Origin of the sequence: Synechococcus sp. RS9909 (genome assembly GCF_014279595.1) — a bacterium.
GTDB lineage: Bacteria > Cyanobacteriota > Cyanobacteriia > PCC-6307 > Cyanobiaceae > Synechococcus_C.
On record NZ_CP047943.1, the window covers coordinates 2,013,455 to 2,035,577 of the forward strand.

The 22,123-nt window shown below is 64.9% G+C and carries 27 protein-coding genes and 2 tRNA genes; 22 read left to right on the forward strand and 7 right to left on the reverse strand.

The window, feature by feature from the left end; genetic code table 11:
• Positions 1-19: 19 nt before the first annotated feature.
• From rpmH to SynRS9909_RS10695, 11 genes are all read left to right on the forward strand, one after another.
• Complete coding sequence (gene rpmH, locus SynRS9909_RS10645) at positions 20-157, forward strand: 50S ribosomal protein L34 (protein WP_071933957.1); 138 nt, start codon at positions 20-22, stop codon at positions 155-157.
• 16 nt (positions 158-173) lie between these two features.
• Complete coding sequence (locus SynRS9909_RS10650) at positions 174-572, forward strand: ribonuclease P protein component (RefSeq protein WP_038001137.1); 399 nt, start codon at positions 174-176, stop codon at positions 570-572.
• Positions 569-979 (forward strand): PH domain-containing protein, encoded by a 411-nt coding sequence (locus SynRS9909_RS10655; RefSeq protein WP_007101735.1) that lies wholly within the window; start codon positions 569-571, stop codon positions 977-979. The genes SynRS9909_RS10650 and SynRS9909_RS10655 overlap by 4 nt, the downstream gene beginning before the upstream one ends.
• A 66-nt stretch (positions 980-1,045) precedes the next feature.
• Positions 1,046-2,191, forward strand: a complete 1,146-nt coding sequence (gene yidC, locus SynRS9909_RS10660; protein WP_007101734.1) for a membrane protein insertase YidC — start codon at positions 1,046-1,048, stop codon at positions 2,189-2,191.
• A complete protein-coding gene (locus SynRS9909_RS10665; protein WP_007101733.1) occupies positions 2,188-2,733 on the forward strand; it encodes a DUF177 domain-containing protein in 546 nt (181 codons plus the stop codon). Before yidC ends, SynRS9909_RS10665 begins: the two co-directional genes overlap by 4 nt.
• A complete protein-coding gene (locus SynRS9909_RS10670; protein ID WP_007101732.1) occupies positions 2,733-4,247 on the forward strand; it encodes an AAA family ATPase in 1,515 nt (504 codons plus the stop codon). The genes SynRS9909_RS10665 and SynRS9909_RS10670 overlap by 1 nt, the downstream gene beginning before the upstream one ends.
• Before the next feature lie 81 nt (positions 4,248-4,328).
• Positions 4,329-4,490, forward strand: coding sequence for a hypothetical protein (locus SynRS9909_RS10675; protein ID WP_007101731.1), 162 nt, complete (start codon positions 4,329-4,331; stop codon positions 4,488-4,490).
• A 41-nt stretch (positions 4,491-4,531) separates the two neighbouring features.
• Complete coding sequence (gene serS / locus SynRS9909_RS10680) at positions 4,532-5,809, forward strand: serine--tRNA ligase (protein WP_007101730.1); 1,278 nt, start codon at positions 4,532-4,534, stop codon at positions 5,807-5,809.
• A gap of 19 nt (positions 5,810-5,828) precedes the next feature.
• Positions 5,829-6,929, forward strand: coding sequence for an RIP metalloprotease RseP (gene rseP / locus SynRS9909_RS10685; protein WP_007101729.1), 1,101 nt, complete (start codon positions 5,829-5,831; stop codon positions 6,927-6,929).
• Positions 6,930-6,990: 61 nt separating this feature from the next.
• On the forward strand, positions 6,991-7,293 hold the full coding sequence (gene rpsN, locus SynRS9909_RS10690) for a 30S ribosomal protein S14 (protein WP_007101728.1): 303 nt from the start codon (positions 6,991-6,993) through the stop codon (positions 7,291-7,293).
• 130 nt (positions 7,294-7,423) lie between these two features.
• Positions 7,424-9,589, forward strand: a complete 2,166-nt coding sequence (locus SynRS9909_RS10695; RefSeq protein WP_038001136.1) for a polyribonucleotide nucleotidyltransferase — start codon at positions 7,424-7,426, stop codon at positions 9,587-9,589.
• A 31-nt stretch (positions 9,590-9,620) separates the two neighbouring features.
• Here the strand turns inward: SynRS9909_RS10695 and SynRS9909_RS10700 are convergent, their stop codons facing one another.
• The gene (locus SynRS9909_RS10700) at positions 9,621-10,538 is read right to left on the reverse strand and encodes a 3'(2'),5'-bisphosphate nucleotidase CysQ (RefSeq protein WP_007101726.1); all 918 of its coding nucleotides are present in this window, start codon (positions 10,536-10,538) and stop codon (positions 9,621-9,623) included.
• Positions 10,539-10,564: 26 nt separating this feature from the next.
• Between SynRS9909_RS10700 and rsmI the strand changes: the two genes are divergently transcribed.
• Together rsmI and SynRS9909_RS10710 are read left to right on the forward strand one after the other, a co-directional pair.
• Complete coding sequence (gene rsmI, locus SynRS9909_RS10705; protein WP_007101725.1) at positions 10,565-11,449, forward strand: 16S rRNA (cytidine(1402)-2'-O)-methyltransferase; 885 nt, start codon at positions 10,565-10,567, stop codon at positions 11,447-11,449.
• Positions 11,450-11,677: a hypothetical protein gene (locus SynRS9909_RS10710; RefSeq protein WP_007101724.1), complete on the forward strand. Its 228-nt coding sequence runs from the start codon at positions 11,450-11,452 to the stop codon at positions 11,675-11,677.
• Between the two features lie 11 nt (positions 11,678-11,688).
• Here SynRS9909_RS10710 and SynRS9909_RS10715 read toward each other — a convergent pair whose 3' ends face one another.
• Positions 11,689-12,459 (reverse strand): hypothetical protein, encoded by a 771-nt coding sequence (locus SynRS9909_RS10715; RefSeq protein ID WP_007101723.1) that lies wholly within the window; start codon positions 12,457-12,459, stop codon positions 11,689-11,691.
• 67 nt (positions 12,460-12,526) lie between these two features.
• On the opposite strand from SynRS9909_RS10715, the gene SynRS9909_RS10720 reads away from it, so the two are divergent.
• Positions 12,527-12,600: transfer RNA gene (locus SynRS9909_RS10720), tRNA-Arg, on the forward strand.
• Positions 12,601-12,774: 174 nt separating this feature from the next.
• On the opposite strand, the gene SynRS9909_RS10725 is transcribed toward SynRS9909_RS10720, so the two are convergent.
• Together SynRS9909_RS10725 and SynRS9909_RS10730 are read right to left on the reverse strand one after the other, a co-directional pair.
• A complete protein-coding gene (locus SynRS9909_RS10725) occupies positions 12,775-13,236 on the reverse strand; it encodes a hypothetical protein (protein ID WP_007101721.1) in 462 nt (153 codons plus the stop codon).
• 41 nt (positions 13,237-13,277) lie between these two features.
• The gene (locus SynRS9909_RS10730) at positions 13,278-15,353 is read right to left on the reverse strand and encodes a glycogen-debranching protein (RefSeq protein WP_038001132.1); all 2,076 of its coding nucleotides are present in this window, start codon (positions 15,351-15,353) and stop codon (positions 13,278-13,280) included.
• 68 nt (positions 15,354-15,421) lie between these two features.
• Here SynRS9909_RS10730 and SynRS9909_RS10735 point away from each other — a divergent pair, with 68 nt between their 5' ends.
• The 4 genes from SynRS9909_RS10735 (at position 15,422) to SynRS9909_RS10750 (ending at position 17,784) form a co-directional block, all read left to right on the forward strand.
• The gene (locus SynRS9909_RS10735; protein ID WP_007101719.1) at positions 15,422-16,081 is read left to right on the forward strand and encodes an MBL fold metallo-hydrolase; all 660 of its coding nucleotides are present in this window, start codon (positions 15,422-15,424) and stop codon (positions 16,079-16,081) included.
• Positions 16,082-16,231: 150 nt separating this feature from the next.
• Positions 16,232-16,507 (forward strand): HU family DNA-binding protein, encoded by a 276-nt coding sequence (locus tag SynRS9909_RS10740; protein ID WP_006043393.1) that lies wholly within the window; start codon positions 16,232-16,234, stop codon positions 16,505-16,507.
• A gap of 88 nt (positions 16,508-16,595) precedes the next feature.
• Positions 16,596-17,504, forward strand: coding sequence for a tRNA glutamyl-Q(34) synthetase GluQRS (gene gluQRS / locus SynRS9909_RS10745; RefSeq protein ID WP_007101718.1), 909 nt, complete (start codon positions 16,596-16,598; stop codon positions 17,502-17,504).
• Between the two features lie 82 nt (positions 17,505-17,586).
• Positions 17,587-17,784, forward strand: a complete 198-nt coding sequence (locus SynRS9909_RS10750) for a hypothetical protein (protein WP_162858318.1) — start codon at positions 17,587-17,589, stop codon at positions 17,782-17,784.
• Here SynRS9909_RS10750 and SynRS9909_RS10755 read toward each other — a convergent pair.
• Entirely contained in the window at positions 17,750-17,893 is a 144-nt protein-coding gene (locus SynRS9909_RS10755) for a hypothetical protein (protein ID WP_186593853.1), read from the reverse strand. The two genes, SynRS9909_RS10750 and SynRS9909_RS10755, sit on opposite strands and share 35 nt — an antisense overlap.
• A complete protein-coding gene (locus tag SynRS9909_RS10760) occupies positions 17,890-18,888 on the reverse strand; it encodes a 2-hydroxyacid dehydrogenase (protein WP_007101716.1) in 999 nt (332 codons plus the stop codon). Before SynRS9909_RS10760 ends, SynRS9909_RS10755 begins: the two co-directional genes overlap by 4 nt.
• Before the next feature lie 180 nt (positions 18,889-19,068).
• On the opposite strand from SynRS9909_RS10760, the gene SynRS9909_RS10765 reads away from it, so the two are divergent.
• Positions 19,069-19,332: a hypothetical protein gene (locus SynRS9909_RS10765; RefSeq protein WP_007101715.1), complete on the forward strand. Its 264-nt coding sequence runs from the start codon at positions 19,069-19,071 to the stop codon at positions 19,330-19,332.
• Between the two features lie 8 nt (positions 19,333-19,340).
• On the opposite strand, the gene SynRS9909_RS10770 is transcribed toward SynRS9909_RS10765, so the two are convergent.
• Positions 19,341-19,411 (reverse strand) — tRNA-Gly (locus SynRS9909_RS10770).
• Between the two features lie 136 nt (positions 19,412-19,547).
• Here SynRS9909_RS10770 and SynRS9909_RS10775 point away from each other — a divergent pair.
• The 3 genes from SynRS9909_RS10775 to SynRS9909_RS10785 are packed head-to-tail and all read left to right on the forward strand — an operon-like array spanning position 19,548 to position 22,111.
• Positions 19,548-20,864 carry an MFS transporter gene (locus SynRS9909_RS10775; protein ID WP_007101714.1) on the forward strand — a complete coding sequence of 439 codons (1,317 nt, stop codon included), beginning with the start codon at positions 19,548-19,550 and terminating at the stop codon, positions 20,862-20,864.
• Positions 20,865-20,880: 16 nt separating this feature from the next.
• Entirely contained in the window at positions 20,881-21,627 is a 747-nt protein-coding gene (locus SynRS9909_RS10780) for an ABC transporter permease (RefSeq protein WP_007101713.1), read from the forward strand.
• A 13-nt stretch (positions 21,628-21,640) separates the two neighbouring features.
• Positions 21,641-22,111 (forward strand): DUF3119 family protein, encoded by a 471-nt coding sequence (locus SynRS9909_RS10785; protein WP_083774483.1) that lies wholly within the window; start codon positions 21,641-21,643, stop codon positions 22,109-22,111.
• The last annotated feature ends 12 nt before the right edge of the window (positions 22,112-22,123 follow it).

The following is a 22,123-nucleotide window of genomic DNA, read 5'->3' on the forward strand; positions in this document are numbered from 1 at the left end:
CGGTCGCCGGACGTTTTCCATGACCAAACGAACACTCGGCGGTACCAGCCGCAAGCGCAAGCGCGTCTCCGGTTTCCGTGTCCGCATGCGGACCCATACGGGCCGTCGGGTGATCCGCAGCCGCCGCAAACGCGGTCGGGCGCGCCTGGCCGTCTGAGAGGAACGGTTCGGCGATGGCCTTACCGCCACCGATGCGACTGAGGGGGCATCGCTGCTTTGACCTCCTGCACCGGCGCGGCAAACGCCACGACAGTGACCATCTCGTGCTTCGGGTCGTTCAGGCCGACCCCCGGCGCCTGAGCCCCCCCCTTCAACGCTGGGAAAGCCTGGATCCGGCGGCGCGCCGTTGTCGGTGCGGTGTTGTGATCAGCAGCAAAGTGAGCAAGCGTTCGGTGAAGCGCAACAGGCTTCGCCGTGCTTTGCATCAGCATTTGCGCTCCCGTCTGGCATGCGATCCAGGACTGGCCGACCGCTGGTTGCTGCTCAGCTTGCGACCCAGTGCTGCCGACGCCGGACCCGGATTGCTGGAAGAATGCGACAGATTGCTGAAGAAGGCCGGCCTGCTGCCATGACCACCACAACCGTTGAAGAGACCTTTTACGAGGGCGGCCCAGCCCGCGGAGACCTGATTCTCAATCTGCTCTTCGGTCTCACCCTGATCGGCTTGCCCTTCGCCGTCGGTGCCGTGATGCGGGCGCTCTGGCTGCGGTTCCGCATCACCAGCCGACGGATTTCCGTGAGTGGTGGCTGGATGGGACGGGATCGCAGCCAGGTGGTCTACAACCAGATTCGAGAGGTGCGCTGTGTGCCCCGCGGTTTTGGCGCCTGGGGCGACATGGTTCTGGTGCTCACCGACGGATCCCGCCTCGAGATGCGCTCCGTGCCCCGCTTCCGAGAAACGGAGGCTTACATCCTCGCCAGGATCGAAGCCCGTGCAGGCGGTGAGACAACAGCCGAAGCCAAGGGCTTTGCAGCCTGAGCACCACAACCGCTGCCGCTGTTGCACACTGGCAGCACCCTTCCCACCACCATCAGGACTTCTGCCGTGATCGGGTACATCTCCGACAACCTGCTGATCCCGATCCTGGATTTCTTCTATGGATTGGTTCCCAGCTACGGCCTGGCGATCGTGGCGCTCACGGTGGTGATCCGCCTCGCCCTCTTCCCCCTCAGTGCCGGCTCGATCCGCAGTGCCCGCCGGATGCGCATCGCCCAACCGGTGATGCAGAAGCGGCAGGCGGAGATCAAATCACGCTTCGCCAACAACCCTCAGAAGCAGCAGGAGGAACTCGGGAAGCTGATGAAGGAGTTCGGCAGCCCCCTGGCGGGGTGCCTGCCCCTGCTGGTGCAGATGCCGATCCTTTTTGCCCTCTTCGCCACGCTGCGGGGTTCACCCTTCGCCGACGTTCCTTACACCCTGAATCTGAAAGTGCTACCGGCCGAGCAGATTGCCGCCGTCGACCCGAAACCTTTCAACAGTGCCAGCCATTCGATCTTCATCACCGAAACCAATCATGTGCCGGTGATTGCCAGCCTCCCCGGCGGCACCAAACTCGGCCAGGGCGACAGCGCCAAAATCCAGCTCAAAACCAAAGACGGTGAGAGCTTCGCCACCGTTCTTGAAGGCGTGGAGGATGGCCCATCCTTCCTTCCCGACTGGACGGTGACCAAAGGGGAGGGTGTGGTATCCGTTGCTGACGACGGCACCATTCAGGCCTTGTCTCCCGGCGATGCGACCGTGGAAGGCAAGATTCCAGGCCTTGCCGCCCGCAGTGGCTTCCTGTTCATCAAAGCCCTGGGTCAGGTTGGCTTCTACACCGACGGAGCGATCAACTGGGACATCGCCATCCTCGTCGGGGCCTTTGGCCTGAGCCTGTTCGCCTCTCAGCTGCTCTCCGGCATGGGCATGCCCGCCAATCCCCAGCAGGCAACCGCCAACAAGATCACTCCCGTGATGATCACCGGCATGTTCCTGTTCTTCCCGCTGCCGGCCGGCGTTCTCCTCTACATGGTGATCGCCAACATCTTCCAGGCGCTTCAGACCTTCCTCCTGACCAGAGAAGCCCTGCCTGAGAACCTCCAGGCGATTCTCGATGATCAATTGCGTCAACAAACCGTGACTGCGACGGCCAGTTCCGGCGGTGGCGGCAATCCGGCCGGGCGTTTGCCCTTCGAACCGCGAAGCAAATGATTCCTGGGCTCGAGCCCGTTTCCCTCCGTGATCTCCAGGCTCTTGGGGCCAGCAAACGCTGGCCGATCGAGGGCAGTCTCGACGACCTTCCCAGCCTGACGCCAGTGCGGGGTGAACTGCAGGCGGAACATCTCGGCAATCTCCTGGCACTGCAAGGTCGATTCGAGACGATCGTCACCCTCTGCTGCGATCGCTGCCTCGGTCAGTACAACCATCGCCTCCAAGCGGATGTGGAAGAACTCATCTGGCTCGGCGATGCGGAGAACGAGACGGCCATGGCCGAAGCGGGCCTGGGTGTCGATGGAGCCCAGGGCCTGGTCGAGTGCCTCGACCCCCGCGGCAGTTTCGATCCGGAACGCTGGGTGTTCGAACAACTGAATCTGCAGCTGCCGGTGGTCAACCGCTGCGGTCTGGATTGCCCCGGCATGCCGCTCGAGCGGCCACGGTCCCCAGCGGCTGAACACCAGAACGACAGCCTCAAGGCTGAACCCAGCGATCCCCGTTGGGCCGCCCTGCGCAAGCTCCGAGGGGAGGGTTGCTGATGCAGGCGGAGTGGAGCGACCAGCTCGAGCTGTTGATCCGGGCCGCAACCCCCCTGATCTGGATCCGCAGCCAGGAGGAGGAACGGGTGGAAGCGCTGCTCGCGCAGGTCGTCAGTGAACGGCTTTCCGGACGCCAACTCGCCCGCTGGGACTTCATCACTGGCCTGCAGGGGCCGCTCAACGGCGCCGGAACAGGAGCGCGCCAGCCGATGGCGGTGCTCCAGTGGCTACAGGAGCTGGACGACAGTCGCCCCACCCTGCTGCTGCTCAAGGATTTTCACCGCTTCTGCGACGATCCGGGCATCGCCCGCATGATGCGCAACCTCACGGCACGCCTACGCGAATCGCCCCACACCCTGGTGCTGTGTCATGGCGCCTGGACACCGCCGCCGGAACTGGACGACTGCCTCACCCTTCTGGACCTGCCCCTGCCTCGTGAGCCTGAGCTGAAAGCTCTGCTCACGTCGATCGCCCGCGCCTGTGACCAGGAGCTGGACGACGAGGTGCTCGAAGAACTCACCCATGCCTGCAGCGGCCTGACAGAGGCACGCGTGCGTCATGTTGCGGCGCGAGCCCTGGCCCAGCGCGGCCAGCTCAGCCGCCTCGATCTGGAGGATGTGCTCGAGGAGAAACGGCGCTGTCTCGCTCGCAGCGAAGTGCTCGAGTTCTGCCAGACGGATGCCGATCCGGGCGACATCGGTGGCCTGGATGCGCTCAAACACTGGCTCGACCAACGCCATCAGGCCTTCAGCGACGAAGCCCGCCGTTTCGGTCTGCCAATGCCCCGTGGCGTGCTCCTGGTGGGACCGCAGGGCACGGGCAAGTCCCTGACGGCCCGAGCCATTGCCCACAGCTGGTCGATGCCCTTGCTGCGCCTCGATGTGGGGCGCTTGTTCGCGGGTCTGGTGGGAGCCAGTGAAGCGCGCACCCGCGACACGATCGAACGGGCCGAGGCCATGGCGCCCTGCGTGCTCTGGATCGACGAGGTCGACAAGGGCTTTGGGGGGGATGGCCGCAGCGATGGGGGCACCAGCCAGCGGGTTCTGGCCACCGTTCTCACCTGGATGGCTGAGAAACGGTCCGCCGTGTTCGTGGTCGCCACGGCCAATGCCGTGGAACGGCTGCCGCCCGAGCTGCTGCGCAAAGGCCGATTTGATGAGATTTTCCTGCTCGATCTCCCCTCAGCCCAGGAGCGGCGCAGCATCCTTGCGCTGCATGTGGCCCGGCGGCGTCCCAACCTGACGCTGCCGCTGGAGACCGTGGTGGATCGCACCGAGGGATATTCCGGCGCAGAACTCGAACAGGCGGTGATCGAAGCGATGCATCTGGCCTTCGCTGAGCGACGCGAACTGGAGGAAAGCGATCTGATCGTGGCCGCCAACCAGCTGGTGCCGCTCTCACGCACGGCCCGGGAGCAACTGGAGGCCCTGCAGCGCTGGGCGAGCAGCGGCCGCGCCCGGCCGGCGTCCACCCTCACGCCAGCCCGTCATGTTGCGGGCAATGAAGAAGCCTGACGCGCCGTAACGAAGGTCAGGGCGAGGGCAGACAGCCCCTCCGACCCTCCGTAGGTTCGCTGCAATACCGACAGATCCGGCGTGAACCGATCCAGTGAACTCACCAGCCAACTCGCCGTGGCCTGCCTTGGCGCCGGCGTGATCACCACCGTGGCCGTAGCCCAGGGCCAGAACCCACTCACCGCTCTCGGCATCACCCTCTTCTCCGCCGTGGCGGCCGTCATGGTCGGTCAGGTGCTCTGAGGGCCGGCACCTAGGCTGCCCGCGCTGCCGTTCCGTTCATCGTGCTTGATCAGCGCCTCGTGCGTGAGAATCCCGACCTGATCGCCCGGGAACTGGGGCGTCGGGGCCTGGAGGTGGACCTCACCGGTCTGCAACTGATGGCCCAGCAGCAGAGAAACCTCGAAGAACAACGCAGCAGCCTGCAGGCCGAAGGCAATCGCATCGGCAAGGAGGTCGGCGTTCAGATCAAGGCCGGGGCCGATCCCAAAGGTGAGGAGGTGGCAGCCCTTCGCCAGCAAGGCAATGCGATCAAGCACAAGGTCGCCGTCCTGGAAGACGAAGAGAAACAGCTCCAGGGGCGCCTGCGGGAGCAATTGCTGACCCTTCCCAATCTGCCGTCACCCGACTGTCCCGAGGGCAGCGATGAAACCGACAACCAGGAGGTACGCCGTTGGGGCACGCCGCGCCGTGGCGACGGATTGCAGGAGCACTGGGCGATCGCCGATCAACTCGGCCTGTTCGACACGGAGCGGTCGGTGCGGATCGCTCAGAGCCGTTTCGTGACCCTGTTCGGCCAGGGGGCGCGACTGGAGCGGGCCCTGATCAATTTCATGCTCGACCTGCACACGAGCAAGGGATACCGCGAAGTGCTACCGCCGGTTCTCGTCAACAGTGCCAGCCTCACCGGATCGGGGCAATTGCCCAAATTCGCGGAAGAAAGCTTCCGCTGCGCCGATGACGACCTCTGGCTCACACCCACAGCGGAGGTGCCCGTCACCTCGCTGCACCGCGACGAAATCATTGCCGCTGACCAGCTGCCGCTGCGCTACGTGGCCTACAGCCCTTGTTTTCGACGGGAAGCGGGGAGCTACGGCCGAGACACCCGCGGCCTGATCCGTCTGCATCAGTTCAACAAGGTGGAGCTCTACTGGTTTGCCCATCCCGACCAATCGGAGGAGGCCCATGCCCAGATCACAGCCGATGCCGAATCCGTTCTGCAGGCCCTGGAGCTGCCCTATCGGGTGCTGGACCTCTGCACAGGAGACCTGGGCTTCTCCGCCCGACGCACCTATGACCTCGAGGTGTGGTTAGCCGGAGCGGGGGCCTACCGCGAGATTTCCAGTTGCAGTGTCTGTGGCGATTTTCAGGCGCGGCGCTCCTCCATCCGCACCAAGGAGGGCAAAACCACCCGGCTGCTGCACACCCTCAACGGCAGCGGTCTGGCGATCGGACGCACCATGGCGGCCCTGCTCGAAAACGGCCAGCAGGAGGATGGCAGCGTGCTGCTGCCCGAAGCGCTGAGGCCTTACTTCGGCAGCGACCGTCTGCAGCCAGAATGAGCCGATTGCCCAAGGCGGTGTGAACGTTCTCTCAGCCCTGATCGCCCTGGCCCTTCTGGTGGTGATTCATGAAGCGGGCCACTTCCTCGCAGCGGTGGGGCAGGGCATCCGCGTCAATGGCTTCTCTGTCGGCTTTGGGCCGGCCCTGATCAAAACGGAGTGGCGAGGCGTCACCTATGCCCTGCGCCTGCTGCCGCTTGGTGGCTTCGTGTCGTTTCCCGATGACGACGACGACAGCCCAATCCCAACCGACGATCCCGATCTGCTGCGCAATCGGCCGATCCCGCAGCGCATCCTGGTGATCAGTGCCGGGGTTCTGGCCAATCTGATTCTGGCCTGGGTGCTGCTGGTCGGTCAGTCCACCCTGGTGGGTCTGCCCGCCGAAGCCGAACCGGGCGTGCTGGTGGTGGCCGTGCAACCCGGGGAAGCTGCAGCCCGTGCTGGTCTCCAGGCCGGTGATCGGATTCTGCGGCTCGACGGTGAGCTCCTGGGCACAGGTCAGGACGCGGTGCGATCGCTGGTGGATCAGGTGCAGAGCGAACCAGGGCAGTCGCTGGCGTTGCTGACCCAGCGCCCAACAGGCACGGAGCAACCGAGCACGGAACAGATCCTGACGCTCACCCCTGAGGATCGGGATGGACTCGGACGTATCGGCGCCCAGCTCCAGATCAACCGCGGCAGCGCCCTGCGTCCCGCCCAGACCCCGCTGGAGGCGATCGGTTTCGGCACTGCCGAATTCGGCGGGCTGCTGCGCAACACGGTGGAGGGCTACGGCGGGCTGATCACCCATTTCGGAGAAACCGCCCGGCAGGTGAGCGGACCGGTGAAAATCGTGGAGATGGGGGCCCAGCTCAGCAGCCAGGGCCAGGGTGGACTGGTGCTCTTCACCGCGCTGATTTCGGTCAACCTGGCCGTGCTCAACGCCCTGCCCCTACCGCTGCTCGACGGCGGCCAATTGGTTCTCATCCTGCTGGAAGCGGTGCGGGGCCGCCCCCTGCCGGAGCGTCTCCAGCTGGCTGTGATGCAGTCCGGGCTGCTGCTGCTGCTCGGTCTGAGCGTGGTATTGATCGTGCGCGACACCAGCCAATTGCCATTGGTGCAGCAGCTCACCGGCCACTGAGGCCTCACAGCCCAGCCAACAGGTATGGTTGTGGATTATCCGCAATGCTCTCCCCGCCCGCATGGCCAAGAAGTCGATGATCGCCCGCGACGTGAAGCGGAAGAAAATGGTCGAGCGGTATGCGGCGAAGCGCACGGCGCTGATGGCCGCCTTCAACGCAGCGAACGATCCAATGGAGCGATTGGAGATCCACCGGAAGATCCAAGCCCTGCCCCGCAACAGTGCTCCCACCCGCATTCGCAATCGCTGCTGGGCCACGGGCAAACCCCGTGGTGTGTATCGCGACTTCGGCCTTTGCCGTAACCAACTGCGCGAACGCGCCCACAAAGGTGAGCTCCCCGGAGTGGTGAAGTCGAGCTGGTGATCGTCCGATCGGCCCTGCTTTCGCACGGAGGAGGCAACGCTGTTGCCTCTTTTTTATGGAAGGACGCAGGTGTGGCCAGTTGTTCCTTTCAAATGCGAGACTGGTGAATGACAGAAAGACATAAACGCAAGTGCAAGGACAAACCCAGTCAATCTCCTTTGATGGACGGGAGATTCGACTGACCACAGGGCGGTATGCCCCCCAGGCCGGCGGCTCAGTGATGATCGAGTGCGGCGACACGTCGGTGCTGGTCACCGCCACCCGATCGAGCGGGCGCGAGGGAATCGATTTCCTCCCCCTCATCTGCGACTACGAAGAGCGGTTGTATGCCGCCGGTCGCATCCCTGGAAGCTTCATGCGCCGGGAGGGCCGTCCACCGGAACGGGCCACCCTCATTTCCCGACTGATCGATCGGCCCATGCGGCCCCTGTTCCCGAACTGGCTCCGGGACGACCTGCAGATCGTGGCCACCTGCATGTCGTTGGATGAGCGGGTTCCCGCTGATGTGCTGGCGGTGACGGGCGCCTCCATGGCCACCCTGCTGGCGGGCATTCCCTTCCACGGGCCGATGGCCGCCGTGCGTGTGGGCTTGCTCGGCGATGACTTCGTGCTCAACCCCAGCTACAGGGAGATCGAACGGGGTGACCTGGATCTTGTGGTGGCTGGCACCCCGGAGGGTGTGGTGATGGTGGAAGCCGGCGCGAACCAGCTCCCCGAACAGGATGTGATCGAAGCGATCGACTTCGGCTACGAAGCGGTCTGCGAACTGATCAAGGCGCAGCAGGAGATTTTGAAACAGGCCGGCATTGAGCAGGTCATCCCCCCAGCCCCCGAACCGGACGCCACGCTTCCCAGTTACCTGGAGAAGCAATGCAGCAAGTCGATCGGCGAGGTGCTCAAGCATTTCGAGCAGAGCAAGGCCGAGCGGGACGCCAAGCTCGATGCGATCAGGGCATCCACGGCCGAAACGATCCAGGGCCTCAAGGAGGATGACCCGGTGCGCCAGGCCGTGAGCGCCAACAGCAAGGCCCTGCCGGCGACGTTCAAGGCGCTCACGAAAAAGCTGATGCGCCAGCAGATCCTCAAGGATGGCAAGCGCGTCGACGGCCGCGGTCTTGATGAGGTGCGGCCGATCAGTGCCGCTGCCGGCGTGCTGCCCAAGCGCGTTCATGGCTCCGGTCTGTTCCAGCGGGGTCTCACCCAGGTGCTCTCCACCGCCACTCTGGGCACCCCGAGTGACGCCCAGGAGATGGACGATCTCAATCCGAGCACGGAAAAAACCTATCTCCACCACTACAACTTCCCCCCCTACTCGGTCGGCGAGACCAAGCCGATGCGCTCCCCCGGCAGGCGGGAAATCGGCCACGGCGCCCTGGCTGAGCGGGCGATCCTGCCGGTGCTGCCCGCGAAGGACACCTTCCCTTACGTGGTGCGTGTGGTGAGTGAAGTGCTCAGCTCCAACGGCTCCACCTCCATGGGCTCCGTCTGCGGCAGCACTCTCGCCCTAATGGATGCTGGTGTTCCCCTCAAATCACCCGTGAGTGGCGCCGCCATGGGGTTGATCAAGGAGGGCGATGAGGTGCGCATCCTCACCGATATCCAGGGAATCGAGGATTTCCTCGGCGATATGGACTTCAAAGTGGCGGGCACCGACAAGGGCATCACCGCGCTTCAGATGGACATGAAGATCACCGGACTGGCGGTGAGCACGGTCGCCGAGGCCGTGAACCAGGCCAGACCGGCACGGCTGCACATCCTCGAGAAGATGATGCAGGCGATCGATACCCCCCGGGAGGGCCTCTCCCCCCATGCACCGCGACTGCTCAGTTTCCGCATCGACCCCGAGCTGATCGGCACGGTGATCGGCCCCGGCGGCCGGACGATCAAGGGAATCACCGAACGCACCAACACCAAGATCGACATCGAAGACAGCGGCATCGTCACGATCGCCTCCCATGACGGCGCCGCGGCGGATGAAGCACAGAAGATCATCGAAGGCCTGACCCGCAAGGTGAACGAAGGCGAGGTCTTCAGTGGCGCGATCACCCGGATCATTCCGATTGGGGCCTTTGTGGAAATCCTGCCCGGCAAGGAAGGGATGATTCACATCTCCCAGCTCTCGGAAGCACGGGTCGAAAAGGTGGAAGATGTGGTGAAGGTGGGCGATGAGGTGACGGTGCGTGTCCGTGAAATCGACAATCGCGGCCGCATCAACCTCACCCTGCGGGGCGTCCCTCAGAACGGCGAAGACGCGGAACCCGAACCCGCTCCCACCCCCGTGGCGCCCCTCACCTGAGGGGCCAGGAGCTCACCTCCCCCTGCACAGCTCAAACCTGAAACCCAGGGTCAATCGAGGCCATCGCCCGTGCCGCCTGCTCACAAAGCGCGGCATGGGCTTTTCCATGACTGGCGATCAGGCAACCGGCCTGACGCACATCGCCGGTGTTGTAGGTGAGGGGGTGGCCATCGGCGTGGGTGAAAGCGCCGCCCGCCGCCAGCAACACCGCTTCGGGCGCTGCCATGTCCCAATCCTTGGGAGCACTCAGACCGGAGAGGGACATGTAGAGATCGGTTTCACCGCGCAGAATCGTTGCCACCTTGCAGCCCACGCTGCCCACGGCATGGGAGCCCCCGAGCGCCAGGGCACCAATCAGCTGCTCGAGCCGGTCGTCGCGATGGCTGCGGCTGGCCACCAGGATCAGCTCAGAGAGAGCGGAACGCTCGCTGAAACGCACAGGACTGCGCTCGCCACGGCGGTCTTCACACCAGCTGCCATCGCCCACCACACCAAACCAGAGCTCCTCCGCTTCAGGAAGCAGCACCACGCCGAGCAGCGGACGCTGGCCCCGCACGAGCGCCAGGTGCACGGCGTACTCACCGGTGCCTTGCAGAAAATCCTTGGTGCCATCGAGCGGATCGAGGATCCAGAGCCATTCCGCCTCCAGGGGCTCGCCCTCACGAAGCTGCTCTTTGGCGGTCTCTTCGCTCAACAGGGTCCAGTCGGCGGAGGGGAACGCCGCGGCCAGGCCATCCAACAACCATTGATTCACGGCCAGATCGGCTGCCGAGACCGGGCCCTCGCCACCATCATCCACCCTCAGAGCCCGCGGGAAGCCATGGGGCGGCTGCTCGCCCCGGGCATAGGCGCGCAAGATGTCGGCCGCGCCCCAACACAGGGGACGGAGCGCCGCCAGCAAGGCCTCCTGATCGATCCCGGCAGGCAGGATCTGTGGGGTCGGCATCATGGAAGTCTCTGGGCGGAGCCATTGTGATGCAGCGCGCCGAACCAGCGGGCGGAGTCCTCTACGTGGTGGGGACCCCGATCGGCCACCGCGGCGATCTTTCTCCCCGCGCCTGCGATCTGTTGCGAGCGGTCGACACGATCGCCTGCGAAGACACCCGCCACAGCGGCCTGCTGCTCAGCAGCCTCGGCTCAACGGCCCGCCGCTGCAGCTTCCACCAACACAACACGCGAAGCCGGATCCCCCAGCTGCTGGCAGAACTGGCTCAGGGCCTCAGCGTGGCGGTGATCAGTGACGCGGGCTTGCCAGGCATCAGTGATCCAGGCGAAGCGCTGGTGGCGGCAGCCCGCAACGCCGGCCATGCCGTGATCTGCATTCCCGGTCCCTGCGCCGCCACCACAGCCCTGGTGAGCAGTGGCCTGCCCAGCGACCGCTTCTGTTTCGAGGGCTTCTTGCCCACCAAAACCAAGGACCGGCGCGAACGCCTGGCAGCCCTTGCAACGGAGACGCGCACCATCGTGCTCTACGAGGCTCCGCACCGACTCCTGCAGCTGCTGGAGGAACTGGAAGGTCCATGCGGCGGCGAGCGCCGCCTACAGGTGGCGCGAGAGCTGACCAAGCGCCATGAAGAACAGGTGGGGCCCACGATCAGCGCAGCGCTCCACCACTTCCGCCGCCACCCTCCCCAAGGGGAATGCACCCTGGTGCTGGGCGGAGCAGCACCGCAGGAGCAACCGGAGCGGGATGCAACGGCCTGGCGCCAGGAGCTGGAAGCCCTGATCAAAGCAGGAATGAGCGCCAATGCCGCTGCCAAACATCTGGCGAGCCGCAGTGGTCGGTCCAAACGGGAGCTCTATGCCTTGCTGCACCACACGGCTGAGGCAGCAGACTGGCCTGAGCCCGACGGGACGTGAATGCTGCAACGCCTGCGCCTGATGCTGATCAGCCTGAGCGGGGCAGGACTCCTGTTCCTGGTGCTGTGCCTGGGAGCCCAGAACCTGAGCGATCGTGAACGCCTCAACCTCGGCATCGGACGCACAGCACCACTGCCCTCGGGGTTTCTGGTGGGCGTGAGTGTGGTGATCGGCGTGCTCAGTGGCGGCAGCCTGGCCGCAGCATGGCTGCCCACCAAGGAGCGCTGAGCAAGCGGGGCTCAGGCATCAAGCGCGATCAGAGCCCCATCCAGCACCAGTCGGGTGATGCCGCGAGCGAGCAGGTAACGGGAGGTCCGCTCAAACACCTGGCTATCGGGCACCTTGATCACCCGCTGATTGCGGCCGCACTGGCGCTTGGCCGTGCGCGGGCTGGCATACAGACCGATCGCTTGCCGATCCTGATCGGCAGCCGCCAACGCACCAAGCTCCTGAAAAGCGCTGAGGGGTTGCGGATCGAGCTCCACCAATTTGTCGACCAGCATGTAAACGCTTTCCGGCAGGACGCCTGGCCCCATCGGCCGGCAATCAGGTGCCGAAGACTCCATCTCCAGAGAGATCTGTCCGGTCAGCACCGCAACGGTGTGAAATTCCTGCTCTGGTTCCTCGTCCGCCTCTCCCGCATCCTCCAGCGCGTCGCCGAAGTCGTCGGCGTCATCAAGGGCGAGCGCAGCTGAATCCTGATTGTCGATGGGTTCGGCAGGGGTGGCCTCGACCTGGATGCGATCGGGTTGCACGGCGGCTTGGCTGCCTGACTCCACGGCGGCTTGGCTGCCTGACTCCACGGCAGCTTGGCTGCCGACACCACCACCGCGAGCGCGTTCCTTCTTCAGCGCCTCATACGCCTCGGGTTTCAACAAGGCGCGCGCCGTGCGGCTCACGGTGTTGACGCTGCAACCGAAAGCTTCGGCCAGCGCCGCCGTGCTTTCACCGGAGCGATAGCGCTCCACAAGCTCCCGTTTCTGGCTGTCGGTGAGCCGGCTGGGGGCCATTGGTTCTGGCATTCAAGCTCCCCACCATAGATGCTCCGAATCCCGCAGACTGCCAGGATGTCGCCGTGCTCCCTTAGCTCAGCTGGATAGAGCAGCTGCCTTCTAAGCAGCCGGTCGATGGTTCGAATCCATCAGGGGGCGTTGCCGTCAGAGAAAGTCGAATTCGTCGTCGTTTTCCTTGGCCAAGGCCTGGATCACGAGGGTGGACAGGGGGATGGCCAGGGCCGCCAGAACCAGCAGTTCCATCGAAGATGTCGGAGCGCCAACGCAGTCAATCGCTGCTGAGGCGGAGGCAGCGTCGCGATCGCCACAGAATCAGAGCGTTGTGTTGGAAGGCTGATGCTCGCTGAGCCGCCAGCGCCAGGTTTGCACCAGTTCGAGCCGCAAGCCGTGGCCTCTCAGCTTCAGCACCCTGGTGAGGGTCACCCGATTGGCATCACAGGAACGCGTCACAGACGCCCGGGGCTGCTCGAAGACAAAGCGTTGATCCATGAAATGGTTCAGCACCACCGCCGTCACCCCAGTGCTGGGCGCAGCGAGATCCAACCGGAAACGATCACACTCCAACGCCTGCGTTGCACCCTCTGCCCCGGCAAGCGCCAGGTCGCGACAGGGAATCACCCGCTGATCCTGCAGGCGGATCAAGGCCTGGTTGGGCCGTTGGGGGGCCCAGCTGAAACCCAGAGGCGCCTCACACTCGCGCGCTGCCGCCGGCAGGGCAAGGGTGGCGATCCCGGCGAGCAGCAGAGATCGGCCGAATGGGCTGAAAGCACGCATGCGCCAGGGCTTGCATCGGATCACGGCATTCTCGGCTGCCTTCAGAGCCGAAGACTGCCGAGCATTTCACGGGACACCATCACCACCATGCTTCGGGCCTCCAGGGGCACCCCCGCGGGCGTCCACACCTCCGGCTGCTGGGGCAGATCGTCTCCCGGTGGCAAAGCGGTGTCGATCAGGCGATGCCAGGGCGAGGTGGGCTGGGGCAGATCGAAGTGCATCGCCTTGAAATAGCTGTTGAAACCGGCCCAGAGCACGGCACCCCGACTGCCGCGCTGCAGGCTCACCGCCAGGCAATGGGACCAGCTGGCCCAGTCGGGCTTGCCGAGTTCCACCCCGTGCCATTGGCGCCAGAGCTGATCGGGATCGCTGCTGCGCCGCTGCGGCATCTCACCGATCGGCTGTTGAGGGTTGATCAGATCGGCCAGCTGCTGGCGCAGGCGGAGCAAACGCCGCACATAGCCCTGGAGGTGCCGGTCGCAGTGGTCGTCGCCCCAGATCATCCAACTCAAGGGGCTGTCTTGGCACCAGCTGTTGTTGTTGCCGCCCTGACTCCGTCCCACCTCATCGCCCATCAACAGCATCGGCACCCCTCGGCTGAGAAGCAGTGAGGTGATCAGATTGCGCTGCTGCCTGCGGCGCAAGGCCAGAACGGCGTGATCCGTGCTGGGCCCCTCCACACCGTGGTTCCAGCTGCTGTTGTGATTCTCGCCATCGCGGTTGTCTTCTCCGTTGGCGAGGTTGTGTTTGCCGTTGAAACTCACCAGGTCCATCAGGGTGAAGCCGTCGTGGGCCGTGATGAAATTGACGGAACGCCCCAACGCGAGGGGGCGCCCCCCGTTCAGGTCCGGGCTGCCGCGCAGGCGCTGACCCAGCTTCCAGGTGCTGTTGTCATCCCCCTTCCAGAAGCTGCGCAGATCGTCGCGGAACCGTCCATTCCAGGCACCGATCCGCTGCGCCGGGAAATCGCTGAGCCGATAAAGGCCGCCGCAATCCCAGGGCTCACTCACCAGTTTCAGGTCACTCAACAGGGGGTCGGCTTCGATCGCCTCGAACAGAGGCGGATGGTCGAGCGGTTGCAGCCCCTCTCCCCGACTGAGGGCAATGCCGAGATCAAACCGGAACCCATCCACACCGAGTTCGATCGCCCAGCAGCGAATCGATTCGAGAATGAGCTGGCGGGTCAGGGGGCGATTGGCGGCAATGCTGTTGCCACACCCGCTCACATCGAGGTAATCGCCCTTGCTGTTCTGGTGGTAATAGAGCCGGTCGCCGCAGCCCCTCCAACTCAGCGTCGGCCCATGCCGATTCCCTTCGGTGGTGTGGTTGTACACCACATCGAGCAGCACCTCAAGCCCGTTGTCGTGACAGGCCGCCACCAGCTCGCGCACCTGGGCGCGGGCCTGCAGAGGGTCGTCGCCCTCGATGTAGCCATGGTGGGGAGCGAACCAGCTGAGGGGGCTGTATCCCCAGACGTTGTCGCGCCCCGCCGGGGCATCCTGCGGATCAAACGCCTGGATCGGCAGCAGCTCGATCGCCGTGACTCCCAGATCCTTGAGATAGGGGAGCTTGTCGATCACCCCCCGCAGGGTGCCCCGGCGGTCCGGCGCCACACCACTGTCGCCGCGCCGGGTGAAGCCCCCCACATGCAGTTCGTAGATCACGCTGCGATTCCAGCTGTGATGCGGTCGCGGATGGGCCTGAAAGTCGAAGCTGTCCCGCTCACACACCACCGCCTTCAGACAGCAATCGGTGTTAGGTGAAGCACCGGTGGCCGCCTCCCGCCGATACACCTCCCAGCCGGCGATCGCCCGCGCGCAGGGATCGAGCAGCACCTTCGCCGGTCGGAAGCCATGGCCGCCCGGCTCCAGCGGACCGAAGACGCGATAGCCATAGCAGCAACCGGCCTGGAGGCCCTCCACCTCCACATGCCAGTAGTCACCGGACCGATGCTCCAGGCCGAGATCGATGATCCGCTCCGGTTGAGGTGCATCCGCTCGGGCATACAGCAGGAGCTCCACCCGATAGGCGCCGGGAGCTGCGAGGGAAAAATTCACCCCCTGTTCGGTGATCGCACTGCCCAAGGGCCAGGGCCTGCCGCGCTGGATCGTGCTCAAGGATCCCGGCCCCCGCGTTCATAACGCACTGCGCTCAAATTAATGCTTGCGGCCGTTTGATTCAGCCCATGACCATGCCGTCCGTCCTGGAATCAGGACGCCCGCCGCAACCGGTGCGCGAGGACCTCTGGCTGTTTCCTCCCAATCGCGACTGCCGGGGAGGATCCTCCTGGTGGCTGTCGTCTGATCCGGAGCCCGTGCTGATCGACTGCCCACCGCTCACGCAAGCCAGCCTTGCAGCTCTGCAGACCCTGGCGGCAGGACGCCATCCCCGCATCCTGCTGACCAGCCGGGAGGGCCATGGCCGCATCCGGCGGCTGCAGGACCATCTGGGTTGGCCCGTGCTGGTGCAGGAACAGGAGGCCTACCTGCTGCCGGGCGTCCATCCCCTGGAGACGTTCCAGGAGAGCCACACCACGGCAGCGGGTCTACGACTGCTGTGGACGCCTGGGCCATCCCCTGGCAGCTGCGTGGTCCACGCCCCGGTCCCCTGGAATCTGCTCTTCTGTGGTCGTTTGCTGATCCCGGTGGCCATGGGGACGCTGGCGCCCTTGCGCCACCGGCGCACCTTTCACTGGCCGCGCCAGCAACACAGCCTGACGCGGTTGCGCCAGTGGATTCCTGCAGATCAAAGCCCAGCACTGGCTTCTGGAGCTGGCCTCGGAGCTCTGCGCGGCGAGCGACTCAGCCCCTGGTCAAGCTGGATTGACAACAACGCAACCGTTTAATGCCAGGGGTTGCCGTCGTAAAGCGTTGCGGCACAGGCCCTTTCAGTTGCCGCCGCGGTGCAGGCTCCATACGATTGGCCAGCTCAGGACAGCTCCTGCGGACATCGACCTCCGCACCCCAACCCCATCTCCGCATCTCTCTCCCCACCCATGAACAAAGCTGACCTCGTCAATCTCGTCGCCGCCCGCACCGAACTGACCAAGACCGACGTCTCCCTGGTCGTGGATGCTGCCATCGAAACCATCATCGACTCCGTCGTGGAAGGCAAGAAGGTGTCGATCCTCGGTTTCGGTTCCTTCGAGCCCCGCGAACGCTCCGCCCGTCAGGGCCTGAACCCCAAGACCGGCGAAAAGATCAAGATTCCGGCCAAGCGCGTTCCCGCCTTCACCGCCGGCAAGATGTTCAAGGACCGCGTGCAGGGCTGAACGGTCTCTCTGTTGATGACGACAGGGCGGCCCTGCGGGGCCGCTTTATTGTGTAAGACGGCGGAATGGCGTCGCTTGACCGCAGGGCATGGGTGGCTCCGAATCCCGCACCGATGGGCTGCCCCGACGACTGCAGGCCTTGATCGATGCCGGACAGCAACGGCGAACGCAGGGATACTGCGGTCGTTTCGCCCCCACTCCCTCAGGCCCGCTGCATCGCGGCAACCTGCGCACAGCCCTGATCTCCTGGCTGGCGGCCCGCCTGCACAACGGCACCTGGCGGCTGCGGATCGATGATCTCGACACACCGCGCCTGCGACCGGGCGCGATCGAAGCGGCCCTGGCGGATCTCCGCTGGCTCGGCCTCGACTGGGATGGCCCCGTGATCCTGCAAAGCGAGCGCCGAGGGCTTTACCACTCTCTTCTGAGCCATTGGCGCCGCACCGGCAAGGTTTACGCCTGCCGCTGCAGTCGGCGTCAGCTGAGCCGGCAAGGCCTGTATCCGGGCTTCTGCCGCGACCGCCAACGGGGATGGGGCTGGGAGCAGCAACGCTTACCGGCCTGGCGCCTGCGCGTAGCCGCAAAGTTTGCCGAGCGCTGCGGTGATCCGGTGGTGCGTCGAGCGGATGGCTTCATCGCTTACCACCTGGCCACCGCCTTTGATGAACTGGCCCTTGGCATCAGCCACGTGGTGCGAGGCGCTGACCTGGCCCCGGTCCAGACCGTCCAGGAAGCGGTGATCGCCGCCATCGGCCCGATCTGCCCACCCCGCTATCAACACGTGCCCCTGCTCTGCGACACACAGGGAGTGAAGCTGTCGAAACGGGATGGCAGCCAGGGGTTGCCGCCACGGAACGAACGCCCCGCCACCGCGGCGGCCGAAGTGGGGCGACTGGCCTCCGGCCTGGGGCTGATCCCCCCGGGCAACCAGCTGTCGGCCCAGGACTTGCTGCAATACCTGCGTTTCAGGCCCGAGCTCTTCCCCTACCACCCGTGACCGGATTCTTCACAAAGCCTTCGGGATCACGGCGGTCAAACGACTCCACACTGAACAAAACCACGATCACCACGGTGCAACCATGACCACCTGTGCCCACTGCGGCGGAAGCGGCATCCAGCGGGTGTCGGAACAACGCTTCCGCACCTGCCTGCACTGCCTCGGCAACGGCGACAACGGAGGAAGCCAAGCCAGAGACTCCGTCCTGCGCTTCACCCGGGCTGATGTCGACCTGATCGAAGACTTCAGCGCAGCGGTTTCTTCCTCTGCTGCCAGATGAAGAAGGCGGCGGTGGCGACCACCGCTAGCAGGGGAACGGTGGTGAACAGCAGCAGGGCGACGGCAGTCCAGTCGGTGTACATCCGCTCAGAAAAAAGCCGTTCCATCATCTCAGCAAATCGTTGTCGCATCCTCCGCCGGCCGCCACCTGATCGAGATTGCGCAAGGTGGTGGTGGCAATGGCCTCCAACGCCGCATCGGTGAGAAAGGCCTGGTGAGCACTCACCAGCACATTCGGAAACGTGAGCAGACGCTCGAAGGTGTCATCGGTGACCACATCAGCACTGCGGTCGGCAAAAAACAGCCCTCCCTCCTGCTCGTAAACGTCGAGGGCGAGGCCACCGAGCTGTCCCCGCTTGAGGGCCGTAATCACGGCCGGTGTGTCAAGCAGTGCCCCCCGACTGGTGTTCACCAACAGGGCACCCCGGGGCATCAGGGCCAAACGCTCCGCATTGATCATGTGATGGGTCGCCGACAGCAGCGGGCAATGCAGACTCACAACCTGGCTGCAGGCCAGCAGCTCCTCGAGGGCCACATAGCGGATGCCGACGGCCGTCAGCTGGGGATCCTGGCTCACCGGATCACTGGCGAGCACGGTCATCCCAAAGGCCCGGAACAGCAGGGCGGTGGCCGAACCGATCAGCCCCGTGCCCACCACACCGGCGGTTTTGCCGTGAAGCTGCACCCCCACAAGACCGCTGAGATCGAAATTGTTCTCGCGAACCCGATTATGAGCGCGATGCAAGCGGCGGCAAAGGCAGAGCAGCAAGGCCAGAGCATATTCCGCCACCGACTCCGGCGCATAGGCGGGCACATTGACCACACGCAGCCCCAGACGTCGTGCCGCCTCCAGGTCCACGCTGTCGGCCCCGGCGCAGCGCAAGGCAATCAGCCGCACCCCGGCGGCGGCCAGTTGCTCCAGAGTGGCGGCGCCCAGATCGTCATTGACGAAACTGCACACCGCATCACTACCGTCAGCCAGCACTGCTGTCTCCGGGCTTAGCCGCTCGCGGCTGTAAACGAAGAGATGATCACTGCCCCGCCCAAGGGCGCGCACAAAGCTCTCGATGTCGTAGTGACGTGCACTCGCCATCCACACCTTCATCGCCTCAGCCCCAACCACTGTTCCTGTCTTAGGGGCAAGACGCAGGTCTGGCAGTGCTCCTGGGGTCTCAGCCTGCTACTGCCATCACCCGGGCCCTGGGAATGGCGGAAGACCTGCAGCGCCTGCGGCGGCCTCTGAAGCCACTCATCGCCAGCATGGGTGCATCCACGCCCCAGCGCCATGCCCAGCCCAGCCGCCCACGTCGCCCTGCTCGCCCTTCTGCTCATGGCCGGATCGGGCTCCTCAGCCCTGGCTCAGGTGCGCTTCGACGACTGCCAACCGGTGGCCGGAGGTGGGATCACGTGCAACACGGTTCCCTACGGAAACACCCGGATGCAGATGATCGACGGGGAGTACGGATTGCTCGACCAGGCCAGTCCCGGCTGGGCCGAATATGACCCCTATGAGGGCTACGAAGACATGCTCGGCGGCAACCAGACCTGATCGAACAAAGCGGGCGGCGGGAATCGAACCCGCATCATCAGCTTGGAAGGCTGAGGTTTTACCACTAAACTACGCCCGCACTGATACATCCGAACCAACCCGCCACTGAAGGCGTGTGAGTGGATGGGTGCCCCAGCATTATGACGGTCCGCCCGACCCGCCCTCTTCGCTTGACCACTCTTGAGGCTCCACCCGCCCGATCCCGGCGCCGTCTGATGGTGGCCTATGGCCTAGGCGATGCCGGCACCGGGTTGGCTGCCACCCAACTGGGGTTCTACCTCTTTCCTTTCTTCACCTGTGCCGCCGGCCTGCCTGCCTTTATCGCCGGCTCCCTGCTAACGGTGATCAAGGTGTGGGATGCCCTCAATGACCCTCTGATCGGCTGGCTCAGCGACCACACCCGCAGCCGCTGGGGCCCTCGCCTGCCCTGGATGCTGGGCGCCGCCCTGCCCCTGGGGATCAGCCTGGCGGCGATCTGGTGGGTGCCTGAGGGCGACACCCTGCAGCGCACGCTCTACTACGTGGTGATGGCGATCCTGCTGATGACCGCCTACACGAGCGTGAACCTGCCCTATGCGGCACTCTCCACCGAGCTCACCCCCGACACGGCGATCCGCACCCGACTGAACGCAGCGCGCTTCACCGGTTCGATCATCGCTGGGCTCAGCGGCCTGATTGTGGCGTCTGTGGTGCTCAGTAACGGCGCCGATGGCTACCTGCGCATGGGCCAGATCACGGGCACGATTGCCTCCCTCGCCACCCTGGCCTGCTGCTGGGGGCTGGCTCCCTTTGCAAAAACGGCCCAACGCCCCTCCGGCCAGGCCGAACCGCTTGTGCAGCAGCTGAAGAGGGTGCGCGCCAACGCCCGTTTCCTGATGGTGCTGGGGCTGTATCTGCTGCTGTGGTTCGCCCTGCAGCTGATGCAGGTGGTGGCCCTGATCTGGCTGGTGCAGGTGATCCACGTGCCACCGGCGCTCTCCACCTGGATCCTGCTGCCGTTCCAGCTGAGTGCGCTGGTGGGATTGCAGGTCTGGAGCCTGCTCTCGAATCGACAGGGACGCATCACGGCGCTGCGCTGGGGAGCTGGGCTGTGGATCGCGGCCTGCCTTCTCTCGATGCTGGTCCCCGTTCTTCCCGATGGCGCCAGCGGCATGGACCTCGCTCCCCTGATCGCCCTCATCGTGCTGGTGGGTCTGGGGGCATCGACGGCCTACCTGATCCCCTGGTCACTGCTCCCCGATGCCATCGACGCCGACCCCAGTCGGCCTGCAGGCCTCTACACCGCCTGGATGGTGTTCGGCCAGAAGCTGATGATCGGCATCAGCATGTCGGTGTTCGGCGGCCTGCTCTCACTCACCGGCTACATCTCCAGCCAGACCTGCAGCGGCCCCCTCAGCTTCATCGAGCAGCCGGGTTCCGCCCTGCTAGCGATCCGCCTCTGCATGGGGCTAATCCCGGCGTCCCTGGTGGTGCTGGGCCTGGTGGTGATGCGACGCTGGCCCGATCGCGGTGCCCATCTGCAACACACCTGATGACGCCAACTCTCCGATGAGATCGCCACGCTGGTTACGTCGCCTGGGCAGCAGCCTGCTGATCGGAGGTCAGGCCGTGGCCGCCACGGCCCGGGGGCGGATCAACACCATTGACCTCTTCGACCAGCTTCTCGAGGCCGGCCCCGGCAGTTTCCTGATCGTGATCATCACCGGCATCGCCGCCGGGTCTGTGTTCAACATCCAGGTGGCTGCCGAGCTGAGTCGCCAGGGGGCCGGCTCCACCGTGGGTGGCATCCTGGCCCTCGGCCTGGCCAGGGAGATCGCACCCCTGCTCACCGCCACCCTGCTGACGGGCAAGGTGGCCACGGCCTATGCGGCCCAGCTGGGAACCATGAAGGTCACCGAACAGATCGATGCGATCACGATGCTCCGCACCGATCCGGTGGAGTATCTGGTGGTGCCCCGACTGATCGCCATGGTGGTGATGGCACCCGTGCAGTGCCTGCTCTTCTTCGGAGTGGCGATCTGGAGCGGCCAGATCACCAGCACAGAGCTCTACAGCATCCCTCCCTCGGTGTTCTGGACGTCGGTGCGCACCTGGATGCAACCCGACGACCTGCCCTTCATGCTGATCAAAGCCCTGGTGTTCGGCCTGCAGATTGCCGTGCTCTCCTGTGGCTGGGGCCTCACCACCGAGGGCGGGCCCAAGGAAGTTGGCACCAGCACCACCGGCTCGGTGGTGATGATCCTGGTGACGGTGGCTCTGATGGATGTACTGCTCACCCAGATCCTTTTCGGTTGACTTCAACACCGGCATGACTCCACCCGATCCCCAGCTCCGCAGCCCCGACTCCGCTCTCCCCACAGTCAAAGTCCCAGGCTCAGGCCCGGTGAGCCTGAGCGCCAATCCCCGCCTGCCGCTGCTGGCCCTCCTGCTCAGTGCCGCTCTGTTGCCCCTGCCCCTGGCTCCCTGGCCCAGCCTGGTTGTGGCCCTGTTCAGCCTTTTTTTGCTGCTTCAGGCCTACAGCCTGCGACTCGAATTCTGCGACGACACCCTGGTGGTATGGCGAGGATCGCAGGAGCTGCGCCGCTTTCCTTACCAGGACTGGCTGAGCTGGCGACTGTTCGCTCCCTGGCTGCCCGGGCTGTTCTATTTCCGTGAGGTCAAGAGCATCCATCTCCTGCCGATCCTGTTCGATGCCGAGGAGCTGAAACGCCAACTGCAGCAACGGCTTGGGGCCCTGGAGCAGCCCAAGCCCGGCACCTCCAACGCCTCGCCCCGATGATGCGCTCCCCGT

Excerpts from the sequence above, each read along its gene's own strand:
- SynRS9909_RS10670 (WP_007101732.1), top strand. The coding sequence starts at position 2,733 with ATGCAGGCGGAGTGGAGCGACCAGCTCGAGCTGTTGATCCGGGCCGCA.
- SynRS9909_RS10740 (WP_006043393.1), top strand. The coding sequence starts at position 16,232 with ATGAACAAAGCTGACCTCGTCAATCTCGTCGCCGCCCGCACCGAACTG.
- SynRS9909_RS10775 (WP_007101714.1), top strand. The coding sequence starts at position 19,548 with ATGGTGGCCTATGGCCTAGGCGATGCCGGCACCGGGTTGGCTGCCACC.
- rpsN (WP_007101728.1), top strand. The coding sequence starts at position 6,991 with ATGGCCAAGAAGTCGATGATCGCCCGCGACGTGAAGCGGAAGAAAATG.
- SynRS9909_RS10780 (WP_007101713.1), top strand. The coding sequence starts at position 20,881 with ATGAGATCGCCACGCTGGTTACGTCGCCTGGGCAGCAGCCTGCTGATC.
- rpmH (WP_071933957.1), top strand. The coding sequence starts at position 20 with ATGACCAAACGAACACTCGGCGGTACCAGCCGCAAGCGCAAGCGCGTC.
- SynRS9909_RS10655 (WP_007101735.1), top strand. The coding sequence starts at position 569 with ATGACCACCACAACCGTTGAAGAGACCTTTTACGAGGGCGGCCCAGCC.
- SynRS9909_RS10715 (WP_007101723.1), bottom strand. The coding sequence starts at position 12,459 with ATGGCCCCCAGCCGGCTCACCGACAGCCAGAAACGGGAGCTTGTGGAG.
- SynRS9909_RS10785 (WP_083774483.1), top strand. The coding sequence starts at position 21,641 with ATGACTCCACCCGATCCCCAGCTCCGCAGCCCCGACTCCGCTCTCCCC.
- gluQRS (WP_007101718.1), top strand. The coding sequence starts at position 16,596 with ATGGGTGGCTCCGAATCCCGCACCGATGGGCTGCCCCGACGACTGCAG.
- SynRS9909_RS10700 (WP_007101726.1), bottom strand. The coding sequence starts at position 10,538 with ATGATGCCGACCCCACAGATCCTGCCTGCCGGGATCGATCAGGAGGCC.
- SynRS9909_RS10725 (WP_007101721.1), bottom strand. The coding sequence starts at position 13,236 with ATGCGTGCTTTCAGCCCATTCGGCCGATCTCTGCTGCTCGCCGGGATC.
- SynRS9909_RS10755 (WP_186593853.1), bottom strand. The coding sequence starts at position 17,893 with ATGATGGAACGGCTTTTTTCTGAGCGGATGTACACCGACTGGACTGCC.
- SynRS9909_RS10760 (WP_007101716.1), bottom strand. The coding sequence starts at position 18,888 with ATGAAGGTGTGGATGGCGAGTGCACGTCACTACGACATCGAGAGCTTT.
- SynRS9909_RS10750 (WP_162858318.1), top strand. The coding sequence starts at position 17,587 with ATGACCACCTGTGCCCACTGCGGCGGAAGCGGCATCCAGCGGGTGTCG.
- rsmI (WP_007101725.1), top strand. The coding sequence starts at position 10,565 with ATGCAGCGCGCCGAACCAGCGGGCGGAGTCCTCTACGTGGTGGGGACC.
- SynRS9909_RS10765 (WP_007101715.1), top strand. The coding sequence starts at position 19,069 with ATGCCCAGCCCAGCCGCCCACGTCGCCCTGCTCGCCCTTCTGCTCATG.
- SynRS9909_RS10650 (WP_038001137.1), top strand. The coding sequence starts at position 174 with ATGGCCTTACCGCCACCGATGCGACTGAGGGGGCATCGCTGCTTTGAC.
- SynRS9909_RS10665 (WP_007101733.1), top strand. The coding sequence starts at position 2,188 with ATGATTCCTGGGCTCGAGCCCGTTTCCCTCCGTGATCTCCAGGCTCTT.
- SynRS9909_RS10710 (WP_007101724.1), top strand. The coding sequence starts at position 11,450 with ATGCTGCAACGCCTGCGCCTGATGCTGATCAGCCTGAGCGGGGCAGGA.
- SynRS9909_RS10735 (WP_007101719.1), top strand. The coding sequence starts at position 15,422 with ATGACCATGCCGTCCGTCCTGGAATCAGGACGCCCGCCGCAACCGGTG.